Origin of the sequence: Rhizobium alarense, assembly GCF_021555155.1 — a bacterium.
In the GTDB taxonomy this organism is placed as follows: domain Bacteria; phylum Pseudomonadota; class Alphaproteobacteria; order Rhizobiales; family Rhizobiaceae; genus Rhizobium_D; species Rhizobium_D alarense.
In genome coordinates, this window is the sequence record NZ_JAKGBU010000007.1 from 64663 (window position 1) to 81535 (window position 16873).

At 65.5% G+C, this 16873-nt stretch carries 20 protein-coding genes; 9 read left to right on the forward strand and 11 right to left on the reverse strand.

The window, feature by feature from the left end; genetic code table 11:
- Window positions 1-149 precede the first annotated feature (149 nt).
- Genes LXM94_RS03815 through LXM94_RS03830 form a run of 4 tightly spaced genes read left to right on the forward strand, consistent with a single transcriptional unit; the run spans window position 150 to window position 2975 of the window.
- Window positions 150-614, forward strand: a complete 465-nt coding sequence (locus tag LXM94_RS03815) for a RidA family protein (protein ID WP_235769812.1) — start codon at window positions 150-152, stop codon at window positions 612-614.
- Entirely contained in the window at window positions 614-1339 is a 726-nt protein-coding gene (locus tag LXM94_RS03820) for a glycerophosphodiester phosphodiesterase (protein ID WP_235769813.1), read from the forward strand. The genes LXM94_RS03815 and LXM94_RS03820 overlap by 1 nt, the downstream gene beginning before the upstream one ends.
- A gap of 2 nt (window positions 1340-1341) precedes the next feature.
- Window positions 1342-2535: a GNAT family N-acetyltransferase gene (locus LXM94_RS03825; RefSeq protein ID WP_235769814.1), complete on the forward strand. Its 1194-nt coding sequence runs from the start codon at window positions 1342-1344 to the stop codon at window positions 2533-2535.
- Between the two features lie 14 nt (window positions 2536-2549).
- On the forward strand, window positions 2550-2975 hold the full coding sequence (locus tag LXM94_RS03830) for an HIT family protein (protein ID WP_235769815.1): 426 nt from the start codon (window positions 2550-2552) through the stop codon (window positions 2973-2975).
- Between the two features lie 7 nt (window positions 2976-2982).
- Here the strand turns inward: LXM94_RS03830 and LXM94_RS03835 are convergent, their stop codons facing one another.
- The 4 genes from LXM94_RS03835 to clpS form a co-directional block, all read right to left on the reverse strand.
- Window positions 2983-3324 carry an AzlD domain-containing protein gene (locus tag LXM94_RS03835; protein WP_235769816.1) on the reverse strand — a complete coding sequence of 114 codons (342 nt, stop codon included), beginning with the start codon at window positions 3322-3324 and terminating at the stop codon, window positions 2983-2985.
- Window positions 3321-4067, reverse strand: a complete 747-nt coding sequence (locus LXM94_RS03840) for an AzlC family ABC transporter permease (protein ID WP_235769817.1) — start codon at window positions 4065-4067, stop codon at window positions 3321-3323. Before LXM94_RS03840 ends, LXM94_RS03835 begins: the two co-directional genes overlap by 4 nt.
- A gap of 73 nt (window positions 4068-4140) precedes the next feature.
- Window positions 4141-6636, reverse strand: a complete 2496-nt coding sequence (clpA, locus tag LXM94_RS03845) for an ATP-dependent Clp protease ATP-binding subunit ClpA (RefSeq protein ID WP_235769818.1) — start codon at window positions 6634-6636, stop codon at window positions 4141-4143.
- A 9-nt stretch (window positions 6637-6645) separates the two neighbouring features.
- Window positions 6646-6996 (reverse strand): ATP-dependent Clp protease adapter ClpS, encoded by a 351-nt coding sequence (gene clpS / locus LXM94_RS03850; protein ID WP_235769854.1) that lies wholly within the window; start codon window positions 6994-6996, stop codon window positions 6646-6648.
- 372 nt (window positions 6997-7368) lie between these two features.
- Here clpS and LXM94_RS03855 point away from each other — a divergent pair, with 372 nt between their 5' ends.
- Window positions 7369-7545, forward strand: a complete 177-nt coding sequence (locus tag LXM94_RS03855; RefSeq protein ID WP_235769819.1) for a hypothetical protein — start codon at window positions 7369-7371, stop codon at window positions 7543-7545.
- A gap of 133 nt (window positions 7546-7678) precedes the next feature.
- On the opposite strand, the gene LXM94_RS03860 is transcribed toward LXM94_RS03855, so the two are convergent.
- The gene (locus LXM94_RS03860) at window positions 7679-8626 is read right to left on the reverse strand and encodes an alpha/beta fold hydrolase (protein ID WP_235769820.1); all 948 of its coding nucleotides are present in this window, start codon (window positions 8624-8626) and stop codon (window positions 7679-7681) included.
- Between the two features lie 153 nt (window positions 8627-8779).
- Here LXM94_RS03860 and LXM94_RS03865 point away from each other — a divergent pair, with 153 nt between their 5' ends.
- The gene (locus LXM94_RS03865; RefSeq protein WP_235769821.1) at window positions 8780-9208 is read left to right on the forward strand and encodes a GNAT family N-acetyltransferase; all 429 of its coding nucleotides are present in this window, start codon (window positions 8780-8782) and stop codon (window positions 9206-9208) included.
- A 2-nt stretch (window positions 9209-9210) separates the two neighbouring features.
- Here the strand turns inward: LXM94_RS03865 and LXM94_RS03870 are convergent, their stop codons facing one another.
- Complete coding sequence (locus LXM94_RS03870) at window positions 9211-9417, reverse strand: hypothetical protein (RefSeq protein WP_235769822.1); 207 nt, start codon at window positions 9415-9417, stop codon at window positions 9211-9213.
- A gap of 283 nt (window positions 9418-9700) precedes the next feature.
- Between LXM94_RS03870 and LXM94_RS03875 the strand changes: the two genes are divergently transcribed.
- Complete coding sequence (locus LXM94_RS03875) at window positions 9701-10021, forward strand: DUF1883 domain-containing protein (RefSeq protein ID WP_235769823.1); 321 nt, start codon at window positions 9701-9703, stop codon at window positions 10019-10021.
- Here the strand turns inward: LXM94_RS03875 and LXM94_RS03880 are convergent, their stop codons facing one another.
- Together LXM94_RS03880 and LXM94_RS03885 are read right to left on the reverse strand one after the other, a co-directional pair.
- Window positions 10022-11329: a replication-associated recombination protein A gene (locus LXM94_RS03880; RefSeq protein WP_235769824.1), complete on the reverse strand. Its 1308-nt coding sequence runs from the start codon at window positions 11327-11329 to the stop codon at window positions 10022-10024.
- Window positions 11326-12723, reverse strand: coding sequence for a DegQ family serine endoprotease (locus tag LXM94_RS03885; RefSeq protein WP_408015581.1), 1398 nt, complete (start codon window positions 12721-12723; stop codon window positions 11326-11328). The genes LXM94_RS03880 and LXM94_RS03885 overlap by 4 nt, the downstream gene beginning before the upstream one ends.
- A gap of 196 nt (window positions 12724-12919) precedes the next feature.
- On the opposite strand from LXM94_RS03885, the gene msrP reads away from it, so the two are divergent.
- Both msrP and msrQ read left to right on the forward strand, forming a co-directional pair.
- Entirely contained in the window at window positions 12920-13867 is a 948-nt protein-coding gene (gene msrP, locus LXM94_RS03890) for a protein-methionine-sulfoxide reductase catalytic subunit MsrP (protein ID WP_235769825.1), read from the forward strand.
- Between the two features lie 2 nt (window positions 13868-13869).
- On the forward strand, window positions 13870-14532 hold the full coding sequence (gene msrQ / locus LXM94_RS03895; RefSeq protein WP_235769826.1) for a protein-methionine-sulfoxide reductase heme-binding subunit MsrQ: 663 nt from the start codon (window positions 13870-13872) through the stop codon (window positions 14530-14532).
- Between the two features lie 134 nt (window positions 14533-14666).
- Here msrQ and rplQ read toward each other — a convergent pair whose 3' ends face one another.
- The 3 genes from rplQ to rpsK form a co-directional block, all read right to left on the reverse strand.
- Window positions 14667-15089 (reverse strand): 50S ribosomal protein L17, encoded by a 423-nt coding sequence (rplQ, locus tag LXM94_RS03900; protein ID WP_235769827.1) that lies wholly within the window; start codon window positions 15087-15089, stop codon window positions 14667-14669.
- A 115-nt stretch (window positions 15090-15204) separates the two neighbouring features.
- Window positions 15205-16215, reverse strand: a complete 1011-nt coding sequence (locus tag LXM94_RS03905; protein WP_235769828.1) for a DNA-directed RNA polymerase subunit alpha — start codon at window positions 16213-16215, stop codon at window positions 15205-15207.
- 103 nt (window positions 16216-16318) lie between these two features.
- Window positions 16319-16708: a 30S ribosomal protein S11 gene (gene rpsK / locus LXM94_RS03910; RefSeq protein ID WP_003536496.1), complete on the reverse strand. Its 390-nt coding sequence runs from the start codon at window positions 16706-16708 to the stop codon at window positions 16319-16321.
- Window positions 16709-16873: the final 165 nt, after the last annotated feature.

Genomic DNA, 16873 nt, shown 5'->3' on the forward strand with positions numbered 1-16873 from the left:
GCGAGGCCAATGTCGCCTCGTTGCCGCATTCGACACGAAAACGCAAATCGGGGTGGCCCGCGCCCGCGGCGCCCGCCCATCAGGAAAAGCATCGCCGCCGCCGAACGCCACCCGCGCGTCGCCCCGGCGCGCCGCAACGGAGGCCGATCATGTCCGCTGAAATCGAGAGCCGCGTGAAGGACCTGGGATATGAGATCCCGGTTGCCGCGGCGCCCGCCGCCAACTACGTTCCCTTCGTGATCTCCGGCTCGATCCTCCACATCTCCGGCCAGCTCCCGATCGCGGACGGCAAGATCGCCGTGACCGGGCATCTCGGCAGGACCGTCGACGTCGCGGCCGGCCAGAAGGCCGCGGAGCTCTGCGCCGTCAACCTGCTCGCCCAGGCCAAGGCCGCGCTCGGCGACCTCTCGCGCATCAGGCGAATCATCAAGATCAACGGCTTCGTCGCGTCCGCGCCGGATTTCGTCGAGCAGCATCTCGTCATCAACGGCGCCTCGAACCTGCTCGTCGCCGCGCTCGGCGAACCGGGCAAACATGCCCGCGCTGCCGTCGGCATGGCATCCCTGCCGCTCAATGCCGCCGTCGAGATCGACGCGATCATGGAAATCGCCTGATGCCGAAATACGATTGGTTGACGGCGCAGCCGATCGCCCATCGCGGCTATCACGACATGAACAGAACCGTCTGGGAAAATACCCTTTCGGCCTTTGCACGCGCGGTCGAGGCCGGCTTTGCGATCGAATGCGACCTGCAATTCGCATCCGACGGGGTGCCGGTCGTCTTCCATGACGAGAAGCTCGACCGGCTCTGCGCCATCCCGGGCGACGTACGGGCGAAAACCTCCGTGGAACTCGGCATGCTGTCGGTCGGCGGCACCGCGGACCGCGTGCCGACGCTCGCCCAGCTTCTCCGCCTCGTCGGTGGCCGCGTGCCGCTGGTCCTGGAGCTCAAGGGCCGCAGGGAGGACGACGATGGTTTTGCCCAGACGGTGCTCGACGTCATCGAGGACTACACGGGCGACGTCGCGCTGATGAGCTTCAATCACTGGCTGCTGCGCGACCTCAAGGACTGCGGCACCTCGCGTCCGGTCGGCCTCACCGCGGAGGGCGACAAGCCGGAGACCTTCTTCGTCCACGAGGAGGCGATGCATCTCGGCCTCGACTTCATCTCCTATTTCCACGGCCATCTGCCCAACCCCTTCATCACCAAGGAGAGGGCGTCCGGCATGCCGATCATCACCTGGACGGTGCGCGACGAGAACGCGGTGCGCACGACACTGGCGCATGCCGACCAGATGACCTTCGAAGGCTTCGATCCGAGGGAGGCTGCGGTCGCCTGACGATGGCTGATGCATATCGGATCCGGATCGCGCAGAGTTTCGCGGAGATCGCCGCCGGCGACTGGATGCGGCTTGCCGGCACCTCGCGGGCCGCAGCGGGCGTCTATAATCCCTTCGTCAGCCATGCCTTCCTGTCGAGCATCGAGGACTCCGGGTCGGCCTGCGCCGAGACGGGCTGGCTCGGGCAGCATCTCCTGCTGGAGGCCGAGGACGGCACGCTGCTCGGCGCCCTGCCCGCCTATCTCAAGAACCACAGCCAGGGCGAATATGTCTTCGACCACGGCTGGGCGGATGCGCTGGAGCGCGCCGGCGGGCGCTACTATCCGAAGCTGCAGAGCTCCATCCCCTTCACGCCGGCAGCGGGCCCGCGGCTTCTCCATCGCGCCGATCTTTCGCCCGATGCGATCCGGACGGCGCTGGCCGAGGGCCTGAAGGAACTGGCGCGCCGGCACGGCATCTCGTCCGCCCATGTCACCTTCGTGCCGGCGGAGGAGGTTCCGGTCTTCGAGGAGGCCGGCTACCTGCACCGCACCGACCAGCAGTTCCACTTCGCGAACTGCGGCTACGGCTCGCATGACGACTTCCTCCAGACGCTCGCCTCGCGCAAGCGCAAGGCCTTGAAGAAGGAGCGCCGCTCGGCGCTTGAAAACGGCGTCACCATCGACTGGCTGACGGGCGCCGATCTCACCGAAGCGATCTGGGACCAGTTTTTCGCCTTCTACATGGATACGGGCGGCCGCAAGTGGGGCCGGCCCTACCTCACCCGCGCCTTCTATTCGCTGATCGGCGAGCGCATGGCGGACGACATCCTGCTCGTCATGGCAAAGCGCAACGGCCGTTATATCGCCGGCGCGATCAACTTCATCGGCGCAGACGCGCTCTACGGCCGGCACTGGGGCTGCATCGAGGACCATCCCTTCCTGCATTTCGAGGTCTGCTACCACCAAGCGATCGACTTCGCGATCGCAAGGGGCCTGAAGCGCGTCGAGGCCGGTGCGCAGGGCGAGCACAAGCTGGCGCGCGGCTACCTGCCGGTCACCACCCATTCGGTGCACTACATCACCCATCCGGGCCTCCGGCGCGCCGTCGCCGACTATCTGGAGCGGGAGCGGCGCGATGTCGCCGAAACGCACGATTATCTGTTGGACCACAGCCCCTTCCGCCACGGGAGCGGCGGCGAACGGGACGAAACATGACGGGAGAGACGGCAATGACGCCCTACGACACCAACAACATCTTCGCGAGGATCCTGCGCGGCGAGATCCCCTCGCACAAGGTCTACGAGGACGACGACACGCTTGCCTTCATGGACGTCATGCCCCAGTCGCCGGGCCACACGCTGGTGATCCCCAAGGTCCCGTCGCGCAACATCCTCGACGCGGCGCCGGAAACGCTGGCGAAGCTTGTGCTCGTCGTCCAGAAGGTCGCGGTCGCGGCGAAGGACGCGTTCGAGGCCGATGGCGTCACCGTCATCCAGTTCAACGAGCCGGCGGCCGGCCAGACCGTCTACCACCTGCATTTCCATGTGATCCCGCGCTTTGACGGCCTGCCGCTCAAGCCGCATTCCGGCACGATGGAAGACCAGGCGGTGCTCGCGGCGAACGCCGGGAAGCTGCGCGACGCGCTGGCCCGCTGATCGCCGCTCAGACGCCGTATAGCGCAAGCCCGGCGGCGAGGAAGCCGATCGAGGCGAGAATACCGAGCACCTGGCCCTTGCCGGTGGCAAAGAACACGGCCGCACCGACCGCGACGGCCGCCAGGCGCAGCCAGAGCGGCGACGCCTCGAGCGCGCCGGTCGGATAGAGGACGAGCTTGGCGATGACCGCCGCAACGAGCGCGGTCGCAACGGACTTCACCCAGGTAAGAACCTCGGAATTCTCGTCGATCCGGTTGCCGGCGAGGACGCCGAGCCACCGCCAGATATCGGTCGCCAGCCAGCCGGCGACGGCGATGAAGACATAGGGCCACAGACCGTCGAAGCTCATCGTCCGGCCTTCCCGGCGCGTCGCCGCATCCGCCATTCGGCAAACCAGGCGAGCGTGCCGCCGATCAGGCCCGCGAGCAGGATGTCGTATTCCGGTGCGATCTCGTGGAACAGCGCGCCGCTCGCAAGCCCGACGCCGAGCGCCCAGTAGATCACCCGGTGGCGCGCCGAGATCCAGATCGACGACAGGAAATAGACCGGCGTCAGGAAGAACAGGCAGCCGGCGACGATCGGCGGGAGCTCCGCGACAAGGCCATAGGCGAGGCCGACAAGCAGGATGTTGGCGGCGGTCAGCGTGATGCCGAAGCCCGCGAAAAACGGCACCCGCCCTTCGCGCGGCAGCGCGCCGACGCGCTCCATGGCGAAGACCCAGGCGGTGATCGCCACGAAATGCGAGAGAATGAGCAGGAGCCAGGTGGGTGTGCGCGGCGTGCGCAGTTCCGGCACCAGGGCCGCCACCATCGGCATCATGCGGACCGACGACAGCGTCACGGCGATGAAGGCCGCCGCGAGATGCGCGCCGGAGAGCATGCTGCCGACGAGGATGACCTTGGCGGGCAATGCCCAGACCGCGCCGGTCATGAACATCACCTGCTCGACGGGCACGCCCGCCTCCGCCGTGAAGGCGGCGAACCCGACGAAGGAAAGCAGGAGAATGATCGCCGGCACGCTGAAAATGCCGCGCATGCCGAGAAGGAACCAGTGCCGCGCGGGCTTCACCTCAAACTTGGTCTCGGCGTCCATTCATGTCGATCCGGCAACGCGGCAAGGAAATGCCGGGCGGTTTGCCGCCCGGCACCGGAGATGTCTTCGTCGTTTACTTCCTGCGCGGCACCTTCGGCACGGCGCCGCGGCGCGGCGCGGTGCTGTCTTCGGGCCTGTCCTCGTCGGACTTGCGCGACTTCGGCTTCGCGGCAACCTCGGCGGCGACGGTCTCCCTCGCCTTCTTCGGCTTTGCAGCCTTGCGCGCCGGCGCCGCGACCTCGGCCTTCGGCTTGATCGGCGCGGTCTCCGGAACGGCGTCGAGGATCAGGCCCTTCGTGCCGTCCTCCTTCGTGCCGACGGAAACGCGGACCACGCCGCCCTTCTTGAGCTTGCCGAAGAGAATCTCGTCGGCGAGCTTCTTCTTGATGTTTTCCTGGATGACGCGGGCGAGCGGCCGCGCGCCCATCTTCTCGTCGTAGCCCTTCTCCGCGAGCCAGGCGACGGCGTCCTCATGCAGGTCGAAGGTCACGTTGCGTTCGGCGAGTTGCGTCTCGAGCTGCATGACGAACTTCTGCACGACCTGATGGATGACCGGCGTCGGCAGCGAGCCGAACGGGATGATCGCATCGAGGCGGTTGCGGAATTCCGGCGTGAACAGGCGGTTGATCGCCTCCATGTCCTCGCCCTCGCGCTTCGACGAGCCGAAGCCGATCGCCGCCTTGGCCATGTCGGAGGCGCCCGCATTGGTCGTCATGATCAGGATGACGTTGCGGAAGTCGATCTTCTTGCCGTTGTGGTCCGTCAGCGAACCGTGGTCCATCACCTGCAGCAGGATGTTGTAGAGGTCCGGATGCGCCTTCTCGATCTCGTCGAGCAGCAGCACGCAGTGCGGATGCTGGTCGACGCCATCGGTCAGGAGGCCACCCTGGTCGAATCCGACATAGCCGGGAGGAGCACCGAGCAGACGCGAGACCGTGTGCCGCTCCATGTATTCCGACATGTCGAAGCGCAGCAGTTCGACGCCGAGCGACGAGGCGAGCTGCTTGGCGACCTCCGTCTTGCCGACGCCGGTCGGACCGGAGAACAGGTAGCAGCCGATCGGCTTGTTCGGTTCGCGCAGGCCGGCGCGCGCCAGCTTGATCGACGACGACAGTGCCTCGATCGCCAGATCCTGGCCGTAGACGACCGAGCGCAGCTCCTTCTCCAGATTGGCGAGCACAGCCTCGTCGTCCTTGGAGACGGTCTTCGGCGGGATGCGCGCCATCGTGGCGATGGTCGCCTCGATTTCCTTCTCGGTGATCAGCTTGCGGCGCTTGGAGACCGGCAGCAGCATCTGGGCCGCACCGGTCTCGTCGATCACGTCGATCGCCTTGTCCGGCAGCTTGCGGTCGTTGATGTAGCGTGCCGACAGCTCGACAGCCGAGCGGATCGCCTCGTTGGAGTAGCGCAGCTTGTGGTATTCCTCGAAATAGGGCTTGAGGCCCTTCATGATCTCGATCGCATCGTCGAGCGACGGCTCGTTGACGTCGATCTTCTGGAAGCGGCGGACGAGCGCCCGATCCTTTTCGAAGAACTGGCGGTATTCCTTGTAGGTGGTCGAGCCGATGCAGCGGATCGCTCCGGAGGAGAGCGCCGGCTTCAAGAGGTTGGACGCATCCATCGCGCCGCCGGAGGTGGCACCCGCGCCGATCACCGTGTGGATCTCGTCGATGAAGAGCACCGCACCCGGATAATCCTCGAGCTCCTTCACCACCTGCTTCAGGCGCTCCTCGAAATCGCCGCGGTAGCGCGTGCCGGCGAGCAGCGTGCCCATGTCGAGCGAGAAGATCGTGGCGTTTTCCAGTGCTTCCGGCACCTGCTTCTCGACGATGCGCTTGGCGAGGCCCTCGGCGATCGCCGTCTTGCCGACGCCGGGGTCGCCGACATAGAGCGGATTGTTCTTCGAACGGCGGCAGAGCACCTGGATCGTGCGGTTGACCTCGGCGTGGCGGCCGATCAGCGGATCGATCTTGCCGGTCTTGGCCTTCTCGTTGAGATTGACGCAATAGGCGGTGAGCGCGTCCTGCTGCTTCTTGCCGCTCTCCTCCTGCTCGCCGGAGCCGCGGGCGGGCTTCTGCTCGCTTTCCTGGTCTTCCGATCCGCGCACGGTGCGCGCCTCGGATGCGCCGGGCCGCTTGCCGATGCCGTGCGAGATGAAGTTGACCGCGTCGTAGCGCGTCATCTCCTGCTCCTGCAGGAAATAGGCGGCGTGGCTTTCCCGCTCGGCAAAGATCGCGACGAGCACGTTGGCGCCGGTCACTTCCTCGCGGCCGGACGACTGCACGTGGATGACGGCGCGCTGGATGACGCGCTGGAAGCCTGAGGTGGGCTTGGAGTCCTCCTCGTAGCCGGTGACGAGATTGGCGAGCTCGTTGTCGACATAGTCGGTCACGGTCTTGCGCAGCGCGTCGAGATTGACGTTGCACGCCCCCATCACGGCGGCGGCATCCGCGTCGTCGATCAGGGCGAGCAACAGGTGCTCCAGCGTCGCATATTCGTGGTGGCGCTCGTTGGCGTAGGTCAGTGCCTGGTGCAGGGCCTTTTCAAGGCTGGTCGAAAATGTTGGCACGTTCGTTCCTCATTTCTTTTCCATGACACATTGCAGCGGGTGCTGGTGCTGGCGCGCGAAGTCCATCACCTGTGTCACTTTGGTTTCGGCAACCTCGTAGGTAAAAACGCCGCACTCGCCTACGCCGTGATTGTGCACATGCAACATGATCCTTGTGGCCGCTTCGCGGTCTTTCTGGAAAAAACGCTCCAGAATGTGGATCACGAAATCCATCGGTGTGTAGTCGTCATTCAGAAGAAGGACGCGATAGAGGCTCGGTTTCTTCGTCTTCGGTTTGGTGCGGGTGATGACAGACGTGCCACGCCCGGGCGTGTCGCCGTTGCCTTCACTGCCCTGCATCCGGACCGGTGTCGCGTCCATTTCGTCTTCATTCCCTGTGATCGCAGCCATGTCTCGGGAGGGCTGCTGCGGCGGCGGTTGCCGTCATAAGACCTACGTAATCTAGTGGTTTCTTCACCGATTTTAAGGGCCCTGCTTCGCACCGCAATCATAAACGGGAGCCGCGCGAAGGAAATAGTGAAATTTGCGAGACAGGCACCCGGCCGACGCCGTCGCAAGCCTCGCACACGCCTGCCGGGCGGACAAACCCGCATGAGGCGAGCGGCCAGGGCGCTCTGCCCGTGGTGATTTCAGAGCCCGGCCGGCGCCTACGGCGGCAATCGGCACGGACGGCCTACACGGGGGCCGTGATCCGCCCTATCTTTCCGGAAGGGACGAGACAAGGAGACGGAGATGGCAGAGCACCAGACTGACCAAAGTCCAAAAAAATCGGTGGAAAAGGAGCGCGCCAGGCAAGCGCGCAAGCCGGCGGTGACGGAACAGGACGACTTCCTCGAGGAAGCGCTGGAGGAAACCTTCCCGGCAAGCGATCCGATCGCGCCGGGACACGTGGACAATCCGAAGCGGTAGGCGACGGGAGCGCGCCGATGATGCCGGCCGGCACGGTCGATTGTGCAGCGCACTCTTATGGCCGCAAGCCCGCCCGCGCGAGCGGGACGGGCCATTGAGCAAAACATTCTGCGCAAACCCTATGGCCGGCGCGTCACTCGGCTGCGACCTGTCCGGCCCAGCTCCTCGTGGTGTCTGCCCCGTTCAGGAACGGCAGGGCGGCCGCCACCAGCGCCGGTGCGGCAAAGGTCTCGTAGTGGGTGAGCCCCGGCAGGATGGCAAGACGGTTCTTCGACATGTTCTCCCGCATCCAGCCGGCGTCCCTCAGCCCGCCGCCGAGCTTCTGGTAGAAGGCGACGACATGCTCCGGCCGGATCATGTCGCTGTCGCCGAAGATCAGCATCACGGGCATCGGCAGTTTCGCGACGGCGTCCGACGCGTCGTAGTCGGCACGCATCAGGTCGCCCATCGCGTCGAGCAGCTTCGGGAATTCCGAAACGTCCGGGGCGACCGCCGCGTAGGACCGGTACATCGGCGTCTCTTTCATCATGTCCGCCATGGCCCCGCTGACGGCCTCCTGCTGCGGGATCATCTCCGGGAAAAAGCCGTCCTTGGCATAAGGGGCCGAGGCGATCACCAGCCGGCGCACCCTGTCCGGCGCCTGGGCGGCGAAATGCAGCGCAACGCCGCCGCCGAAGGAATAGCCGAGCACGTCGACCCTGTCGTAGCCGAGCGCGCCGACGATCGTCGCCATGTCGCGTCCGATGGACGGAATGTCGATCGGCCGGTCGCCGAGCGGCGTGCGGCCGTGGCCCTGCAGGTCGACGGCGATCACCTGACGCGCCTCCTGCAGCGTCTTCAGGTTTTCTCCGAACATCTCGATCTGCCCGAGCCCGCCGTGCAGCAGCAGGAGCGGCTCGCCCTCGCCGCGGATCTCGTAATAGTAATCGATGCCGCCGGCCGTGATCCGGCCGGCCCTGTCGGGCTTGCCGACGACGGTCTGCAACGGGTTCTCCTTGGGCTCCTCCTCCGCGGCAACGGCCGGGGCGGCGAGCAGGCCGAAGGCGGCGGCCATCAGGGCGATCAGCGTCATTTTCGGCATTGTCGTTCTCCTCGTTCGGCCGGCCCCGCGCCGGCGTCATGGCACAAGGACGCGAGACGGCCGCCCTCCCCGACAGGCAGCTTGAAATTTTCCATCGCGCATCGGAGAAAGGCCGATACCAGCGTCCCGCAAGAAACCGACCGGCGCCGAATCATGACCGAGCTTCACATCGACATCCGCCCCGAGCACCCGGACACCGCCGACCGCGACGCGCTCCTCGCGGCGCTCGACGCGGACAATGAAAAAACATCGGGCGGCAGGGAGGGAAGCGACTTCGCCGTCATCCTGCGCGCAGGACCGGACGGCCGCTGCATCGGCGGGCTGTGGGGCGTCGACGACTACGGCTGGGCCTTCGTCAGCTACCTGCTGGTGCCGGCGGAACACCGGGGCGACGGGCTCGGCCGGCGGCTGATGGCCGAAGCCGAGGCGATCGCGCACGCACGCGGCATGGCCGGCGTCTGGCTCAATACCTTCGATTTCCAGGCACGGGAATTTTATGAAAAACTGGGCTACGACGTCTTCGCCGAATTGCCGGCGAGCGGGCGGGCGCGCGGACAGTATTTCCTGCGCAAGGTCTTCTGAGGCTACCGTGTCACAGCGAAATCAAGCAGTTCGCGGCGATTGCGCACCCCCTGTTGGAAGACGCGGATAAGCGATGCGGCAAGCCATTCTGCCGCCTCGTCGTCGTGGGCAATGCCGCGGCGCGCGCAGGTCTCGTCGAGCACGCCCTTGAGCATGAGAATATCCGCCGGCTCCAGCGGCTCACGCAGTGTCGTCATATCGGCAATCATGAGCTTAGCCTTTCCCGTCCGGCCGTCTCAGAGAATTTTCTGTTCTGCGCAGCATATGAATACCTGTCAGTGCAAGTTACCAGCCGGAACGGGCGGGATTGTGACGAGACTCGCGACTTGGCGCATCGATCCGAGATCTTGGCAAACGGAATCCGGAAACAGAACTAACATCTGGCAAACAAATCAGAAAAAACTGCGGGTCGACAGTTGCGGGAATCGACAAGAGTTCCTTAACCGGCCGGTGCAAATATTAGCCCACAAGGATATGCAACGCAGGGCTCCAATGGCGCAGATCAGTTTTGCCTTCACCCACTATGACCTCAAGGACCAGCGGGCCGGCGCCGTGATCGAGATCACGCTGTCGAAAATCGCGAATGTCCGGCTGATGAGCAACGCGAACTTCGACCTCTTCAAGAACGCGCGCCAGCACAAATTTCTCGGCGGCGTCGCCAAGAAATCGCCGATCCGGCTGACCATCCCGGAGAGCGGCCACTGGCATGTGGTCGTCGACATGGAGGGACATCCCGGCAAGGCCGAGTCGGCGATCAAGCTGATCCAGCCCGCGAAACCGCAGACGGCCCCGCGCTTCACCGCCGCAGGCTGATCAGCCGCGCTCGCGCCGGAGCTTTGCCCACCAGTCGAGCCGCTTGCGGATCTCGCGCTCGAAACCGCGTTCCGGCGGGTCGTAGAAGGTCTGCCGGCCCATCTTCTCGGGAAAGTAGTCCTGGCCGGAGAAGGCGTCCGGCTCGTCGTGGTCGTAGCGGTAGCCCGACCCGTAGCCCTCGCCCTTCATCAGCTTCGTCGGCGCATTGAGGATGTGCTTCGGCGGCAGCAGCGAACCGTTCTCCTTGGCCGCCCGCGTCGCCTGCTTGAAGGCCGTGTAGACGGCGTTCGACTTCGGGGCTGTGGCGAGATAGACGCAGGCCTCGGCGAGCGCCAGCTCTCCCTCCGGCGAGCCCAGGAAATCATAGGCATCCTTGGCCGCGTTGCAGATGACGAGGGCCTGCGGATCGGCGAGCCCGATGTCCTCGACCGCCATGCGCACGAGGCGACGCCCGAGAAAGAGCGGATCCTCGCCGGCATCGAACATGCGGCAGAGATAGTAGAGCGCGGCATCCGGATCGGAGCCGCGCACCGACTTGTGCAGGGCCGAGATGAGATTGTAGTGCCCGTCCTGCGCCTTGTCGTAGACCGGCGCGCGGCGCTGGACGATGCGGAAGAGGTCCTCCTGCCCGAAGGTCTCGTCCGGTCGTGCCGCCCGCCAGACCTCCTCGGCCAGCGTCAGCACGGCGCGTCCGTCGCCGTCGGCCATGCGCAGCAGCGAGGCGCGTGCCTCGCCGTCGAGCGGCAGCGGCTTCTGTTCGGCCTCTTCCGCCCGCTTCAGCAGTTCCCCGAGGCTCTCCTCGTCATGCGGCCGGAAGGTCAGCACGCGGGCGCGGGACAGCAGTGCGGCGTTGAGCTCGAAGGAGGGGTTTTCCGTCGTCGCGCCGACAAGGATGATCGTGCCGTCTTCCATGACCGGCAGGAAGCTGTCCTGCTGGGCGCGGTTGAAGCGATGGATCTCGTCGACGAACAGCAGCGTCTGTCGGCCGGCCATGCGGCGCTGCCGCGCGGCGTCGAACACCTTCTTCAGGTCGGCGACGCCCGAAAAGATCGCGGAGATCTGTTCGAAGGCGAGCCCCGCCTCGCCGGAAAGCAGCCGCGCCACCGTCGTCTTGCCGGTGCCGGGCGGTCCCCAGAAGATCATGGAGCCGAGCGAACCGGCGGCGATCATGCGCGACAGGACGCCGTCCTCGCCGGTCAGGTGCGGCTGGCCGGACACCTCGGCAAGCGTCTTCGGCCGCAGGCGGTCGGCGAGCGGGCGCTTTCCCGCCATCTGCTCCGGCTCGTGCGGGGCGAAGAGGTCACTCATCGGAAGAACTGGCGGATGCGCTGGCCGTCGCGCTCGATCTCGACGCGCCAGATCGCGGGGTTCTCCGCCACGAGCGTCTCGAGGATCTCGGTCGAGGCGACGCTGGTGCCGTTGAGTTCGATCACGACGTCGCGCGGCCGCAGGCCGATGCGGGCGGCGGGCGAGCCACGGTTGATGTCGGTCACGACGACACCCGTCGAGCCGGCCGGCATGCGCAGCTCCTCGGCAAGCCGGGGCGACAGATTGGCGACGACGGCGCCGGCAAACGGATTGCGTCCCTCGATCAGACGCTCGTCGCGCGGCGTCGATTCGGGGGCGCGATCGAGGGCGATCGTCAGTTCCTCCTCCTTGCCGCCGTCGCTGACGGCGAGCTTCGCCTCGCCGCCGATGCCGACGGTCGCCAGCCGGTAGCCGAGCGCATCGGGATGTTCGACGGCGATGCCGTTGACGGCGGTCACCACCTGGCCGGGCTTCAGCCCCGCCTTCTCGGCGGGGCTCCCCGGCAGGACCTTGGAAACGAGCGCGCCACGGGCGCGATGAAGGCCGAGCGCTTCTGCGACATCCGAGGTCACGGCGTCGAAGGTGGCGCCGACGAAGGGCCGGTCGAAGGTCGTGCTGCCGCCCTCGGCGCTGGCCACGAAGACCTTCACCAGATTGGCGGGGATAGCGAAGCCGACCCCGTTCGAACCGCCGCCGCGCGAGAAGATCGCGGTGTTGATGCCGATCAGCTCGCCCTTCATGTTGATGAGGCCGCCGCCCGAGTTGCCGGGATTGATCGAGGCGTCCGTCTGGATGAAGAAGCCGAAGTCGCCGGCCTTGACCTGGTTTCGCGCAAGTGCCGAGACGATGCCGCTCGTCACCGTCTGGCCGACACCGAACGGGTTGCCGATCGCCAGCACCAGGTCGCCCACCTCGACCGCGTCGCTGTCGCCGAGCGGCACGGTCTCGAACGTGCCGTCGGAATCGATCTTCAATACCGCGAGATCGACCCGGTCGTCCTTGAGGATGACCTTGCTCGCGAACTCGCGGCCGTCGGCGAGCGCGACCTTGATGTCGTCGGCGCCTTCGATGACGTGGTTGTTGGTGACGACGATGCCGTTCGCGCCGACGATCACGCCGGACCCCAGCGACGACTGCTTCTCCGTCCGGTTCGGCATGCGCTGGCCGAAGAACTCCTCGAAGAAGGGATCGCCGTCGAAGATCGAGCGGCGTTCGACGAGGCGCTCGGCATAGACATTGACCACGGCACCGGCCGTCTGCTTGACGAGCGGCGCGAAGGAAAGCTGCATCTCGGCATTGGACTGCGGCACCGCTCGGCCGTCCTGCGCGCCGGCAGGCGCGGCGAGCGCCAGAACCGTCATCACGAGCAGGGTGGAGCGTCGGGCAAAGGTCATCGCGCGGATCAAGATACGGCCTCCGGAATTCACTGACACGATCAGATAGGATTTCGCGGGAAAAAAGGCAAACGCGCACTTCCGCCCTTTCTCACGCCGCCTGCACGAAAACGTGGTCGACGACGGCTGGCGCCGTGAACGAAACTCTGGTCTCCTTCGCTGCGTTTCAGGTTGAAAGCAAGTCGAGGACCGCACCATGCCCGCCTACAGGCCACCCAGGATCAATGCGACGGAAATCACGCCGGAAGCCGTCTTCTTCAACCGCCGGATCTTCCTGGCGGCAGCGGCCGGCAGCCTCGTCGCCACCTCGTCCGCCGGCGCGCTCGCCGCGCCCGCCGCTCTCACCTACAAGGCGGGCGCCGTCACGCTCGACGAGACCCCGACGCCGGAGAAGGATGCAACCAACTACAACAATTTCTATGAATTCGGCACCGGCAAGGGCGATCCGGCCGCCTATTCCGGCGACTTCAAGCCCCATCCCTGGACGGTGAAGGTCGACGGGCTCGTCGCCAGGCCGAAGGATTTCGCGATCGAGGATCTCGTCGCCCTGCCGCAGGAGGAGCGCGTCTACCGCATGCGCTGCGTCGAGGCGTGGTCGATGGTGATCCCCTGGGTCGGCTTCCCGCTGTCGGCGCTTCTCGACCAGGTCGAACCGCTCGGCAGTGCCAAATACGTGGCCTTCGAGACGATCGTGCGGCCCGCGGAGATGCCCGGGCAATCCGGCATCTTCCAGCCCCTGCCCTGGCCCTATGTCGAGGGGCTCAGGCTCGACGAGGCGCGCCATCCGCTGACGATCCTTGCCACGGGCGTCTACGGCAAGACGCTGCCGAACCAGAACGGCGCGCCGATCCGGCTCGTCGTGCCGTGGAAATACGGCTTCAAGGGCATCAAGTCGATCGTCCGCATCTCGCTGACCGAGACCCAGCCGCCGACGACCTGGAACCTGTCGGCCGCCCACGAATACGGCTTCTTCGCCAATGTGAACCCCGCCGTCGACCATCCGCGCTGGAGCCAGGCGACGGAGAACCGCATCGGCGAAGGCGGTTTCTTCGGCGCCAACCGGCGCGACACCCTGCCCTTCAACGGCTATGCCGACGAGGTCGCCTCGCTCTATGCCGGCATGGATCTCGCGAAGAACTTCTGACCATGGCCGTCCTTCCCGCCCTGCCGAAACGGTTTCACGGCGCGTCCGTCTGGGCGCTCTACGCGCTCGGTCTCGTCCCGGCCGCCTGGGGCTTCTATCTCGGCGCCACCGGTCGCCTGCCCGGCAATGCCATCAAGGAGTTCGAGCACCTGCTCGGCATCTGGGCGATCCGCTTCCTCATCGCGACGCTCGCCATAACGCCGATCCGCGATCTCTTCGCCATCAACTGGATGCGCTATCGCCGCGCCCTCGGGCTGCTCGCCTTCTGGTACGCGCTGATGCATTTCTCGACCTACATGGTGCTCGACCAGTATCTCAATTTCCCGGCGATCCTCACCGACATCGCGCGCCGTCCCTTCATCACCATCGGCATGGCGGGTTTCGTCATGCTCATCCCGCTGGCGCTCACCTCGAACAGCTGGTCGATCCGCCGGCTCGGCAGCCGGTGGAACCGGCTTCACAAGCTGGTCTATGTCATCGCCGCCGCCGGCGTGCTGCACTATGCGATGTCGGTGAAGGTGGTCGGGCCGGAGCAGATGGCGTATCTCGGGCTCGTGGCGGCGCTGCTGCTCTGGCGCCTCGTCCGTGCGCCGTTCAACCGGCGGAAGCGCGGCGCAGGACCCGCTGCGTCGATCGGACGGGCACAAACCGAGGCCCGCCCCTGACATCCATCCGGAATGCCGGAGCGGGCGCTACCGGAATTCGCCGGGATCACCGCCGGCAAGCCGACACGACATCGCACAACGCAAAAAAGCCGGACAGGGGACCCGTCCGGCTTTTTTTAAAACGTTCCGTCGGATCAGGCGGCTTCGGCCTGCTCTTCGGCTTCCTTGCGGGCGAGATCCTTCGCACCCTTCGCCGAAGCGTCGCGGTCGACGAACTCGATGACGGCGAGCGCTGCGTTGTCGCCGTGACGGAAGCCGGCCTTCATGATGCGAAGGTAGCCGCCGTTGCGGTTGGCGTAGCGGGTGGCGATCGCGTCGAACAGCTTCGAGACGACGGCGACGTCGCGGATCTGCGAGATCGCCTGACGGCGGGCATGCAGGTCGCCGCGCTTGCCGAGGGTGACGAGCTTCTCGACGATCGGGCGAATTTCCTTCGCCTTCGGCAGCGTGGTGACGATCTGCTCATGTTCGATGAGCGAGGCAGCCATGTTCGCGAACATCGCCTTGCGGTGGCTGGCGGTACGGTTCAGCTTGCGGCCGGCTTTCTGGTGGCGCATTGCTTTTCTCCTTTAATGCAGGTTTCCCGAAGGTCCTGCCGTTTCCTGGCACATACAGGCGACCTGCCTGCTGTTTGACTGGGAAAAGGCAGCGGTGACCCTGCCTTTTTGTTGCTTAGTACTGGTCTTCGTAACGCTTGGCGAGATCTTCGATGTTCTCGGGCGGCCAGGCCGGCACTTCCATGCCGAGATGCAGGCCCATGGACGCGAGAACTTCCTTGATTTCGTTCAGCGACTTGCGACCGAAGTTCGGAGTGCGAAGCATTTCCGCCTCGGTCTTCTGAATGAGGTCGCCGATATAGACGATGTTGTCGTTCTTCAGGCAGTTTGCCGAGCGAACCGACAGTTCGAGTTCGTCCACCTTCTTGAGCAGCGCCGGGTTGAAGGCGAGTTCGGTGACCGACTCCTCCTCGGTTTCCTTCTGCGGCTCGTCGAAGTTGACGAAGACCGAGAGCTGGTCCTGCAGGATGCGGGCCGCGAAGGCGATCGCATCCTCACCGGTGACCGAGCCGTCCGTCTCGATGGACATCGTCAGCTTGTCATAGTCGAGAACCTGTCCTTCGCGGGTGTTTTCCACCTTGTAGGACACCTTCTTGACCGGCGAATAGAGGCTGTCGACCGGGATGAGGCCGATCGGCGCGTCTTCGGCACGGTTGCGGTCGGCGGGCACATAGCCCTTGCCGTTGTTGACCGTGAACTCCATGCGGATCTCGGCGCCCTCGTCGAGGGTGCAGATCACATGATTCGGGTTGAGGATCTCGATATCGCCGACCGTCTGGATGTCGCCGGCCGTGACCGAACCCGGACCCTGCTTGCGCACGACCATACGCTTGCTGTCGTCGCCATCCATCTTGATGGCGATTTCCTTGATGTTCAGCACGATGTCGGTGACGTCCTCACGGACGCCCGGGATCGACGAGAATTCGTGCAGCACGCCGTCGATCTGCACGGCGGTCACAGCCGCACCGCGCAGCGACGAGAGAAGAACGCGGCGCAGCGCGTTGCCGAGGGTCAGGCCGAAGCCGCGCTCGAGCGGCTCGGCGACGAGCGTCGCCCGGGTCCGGCCCGAGGAGGTGAACTCGACCTTGTTCGGCTTGATCAGTTCCTGCCAGTTTTTCTGGATCATGTCTTTTGCCTTCCGTTCGCCGTCACCATCCAATCGTGACGACCGAGCCCTGAAGCGCCGGGAGGACGGAGACCGACCTCACCGGCGTGATGAATGCGAATGATCAGACGCGGCGCTTCTTGCGCGGACGGCAGCCGTTGTGCGGGATCGGGGTGACGTCGCGGATCGAGGTGATCATGAAGCCGGCGGCCTGCAGGGCGCGCAGAGCCGATTCACGGCCGGAACCCGGACCGCAGACTTCGACTTCCAGCGACTTCATGCCGTGTTCCTGGGCCTTCTTGGCGCAGTCTTCGGCGGCGATCTGGGCGGCGAACGGGGTCGACTTGCGCGAACCCTTGAAGCCCTTTGCACCGGCGGACGACCAGGCAATCGCATTGCCCTGCGCGTCGGTGATGGTGATCATCGTGTTGTTGAACGAAGAATTGACGTGAGCAACACCCGAGGTGATGTTCTTGCGTTCGCGACGGCGGACGCGGGTGGCTTCCTTGGCCATGGATAGTCCTTTCGTTGATCTCGACACCGCCGTAGTTCCAGCGGCTCCACCGGGTCGGAGCGAGAGGCTCCTGCCCTGACTTTGAAAATGCGCGGGGACCAGCGGTCTTCGCGCGGCGATATCGTCACTGCCGTAGCGCCAGCAGCTCCACCGAACCGGGCCGCC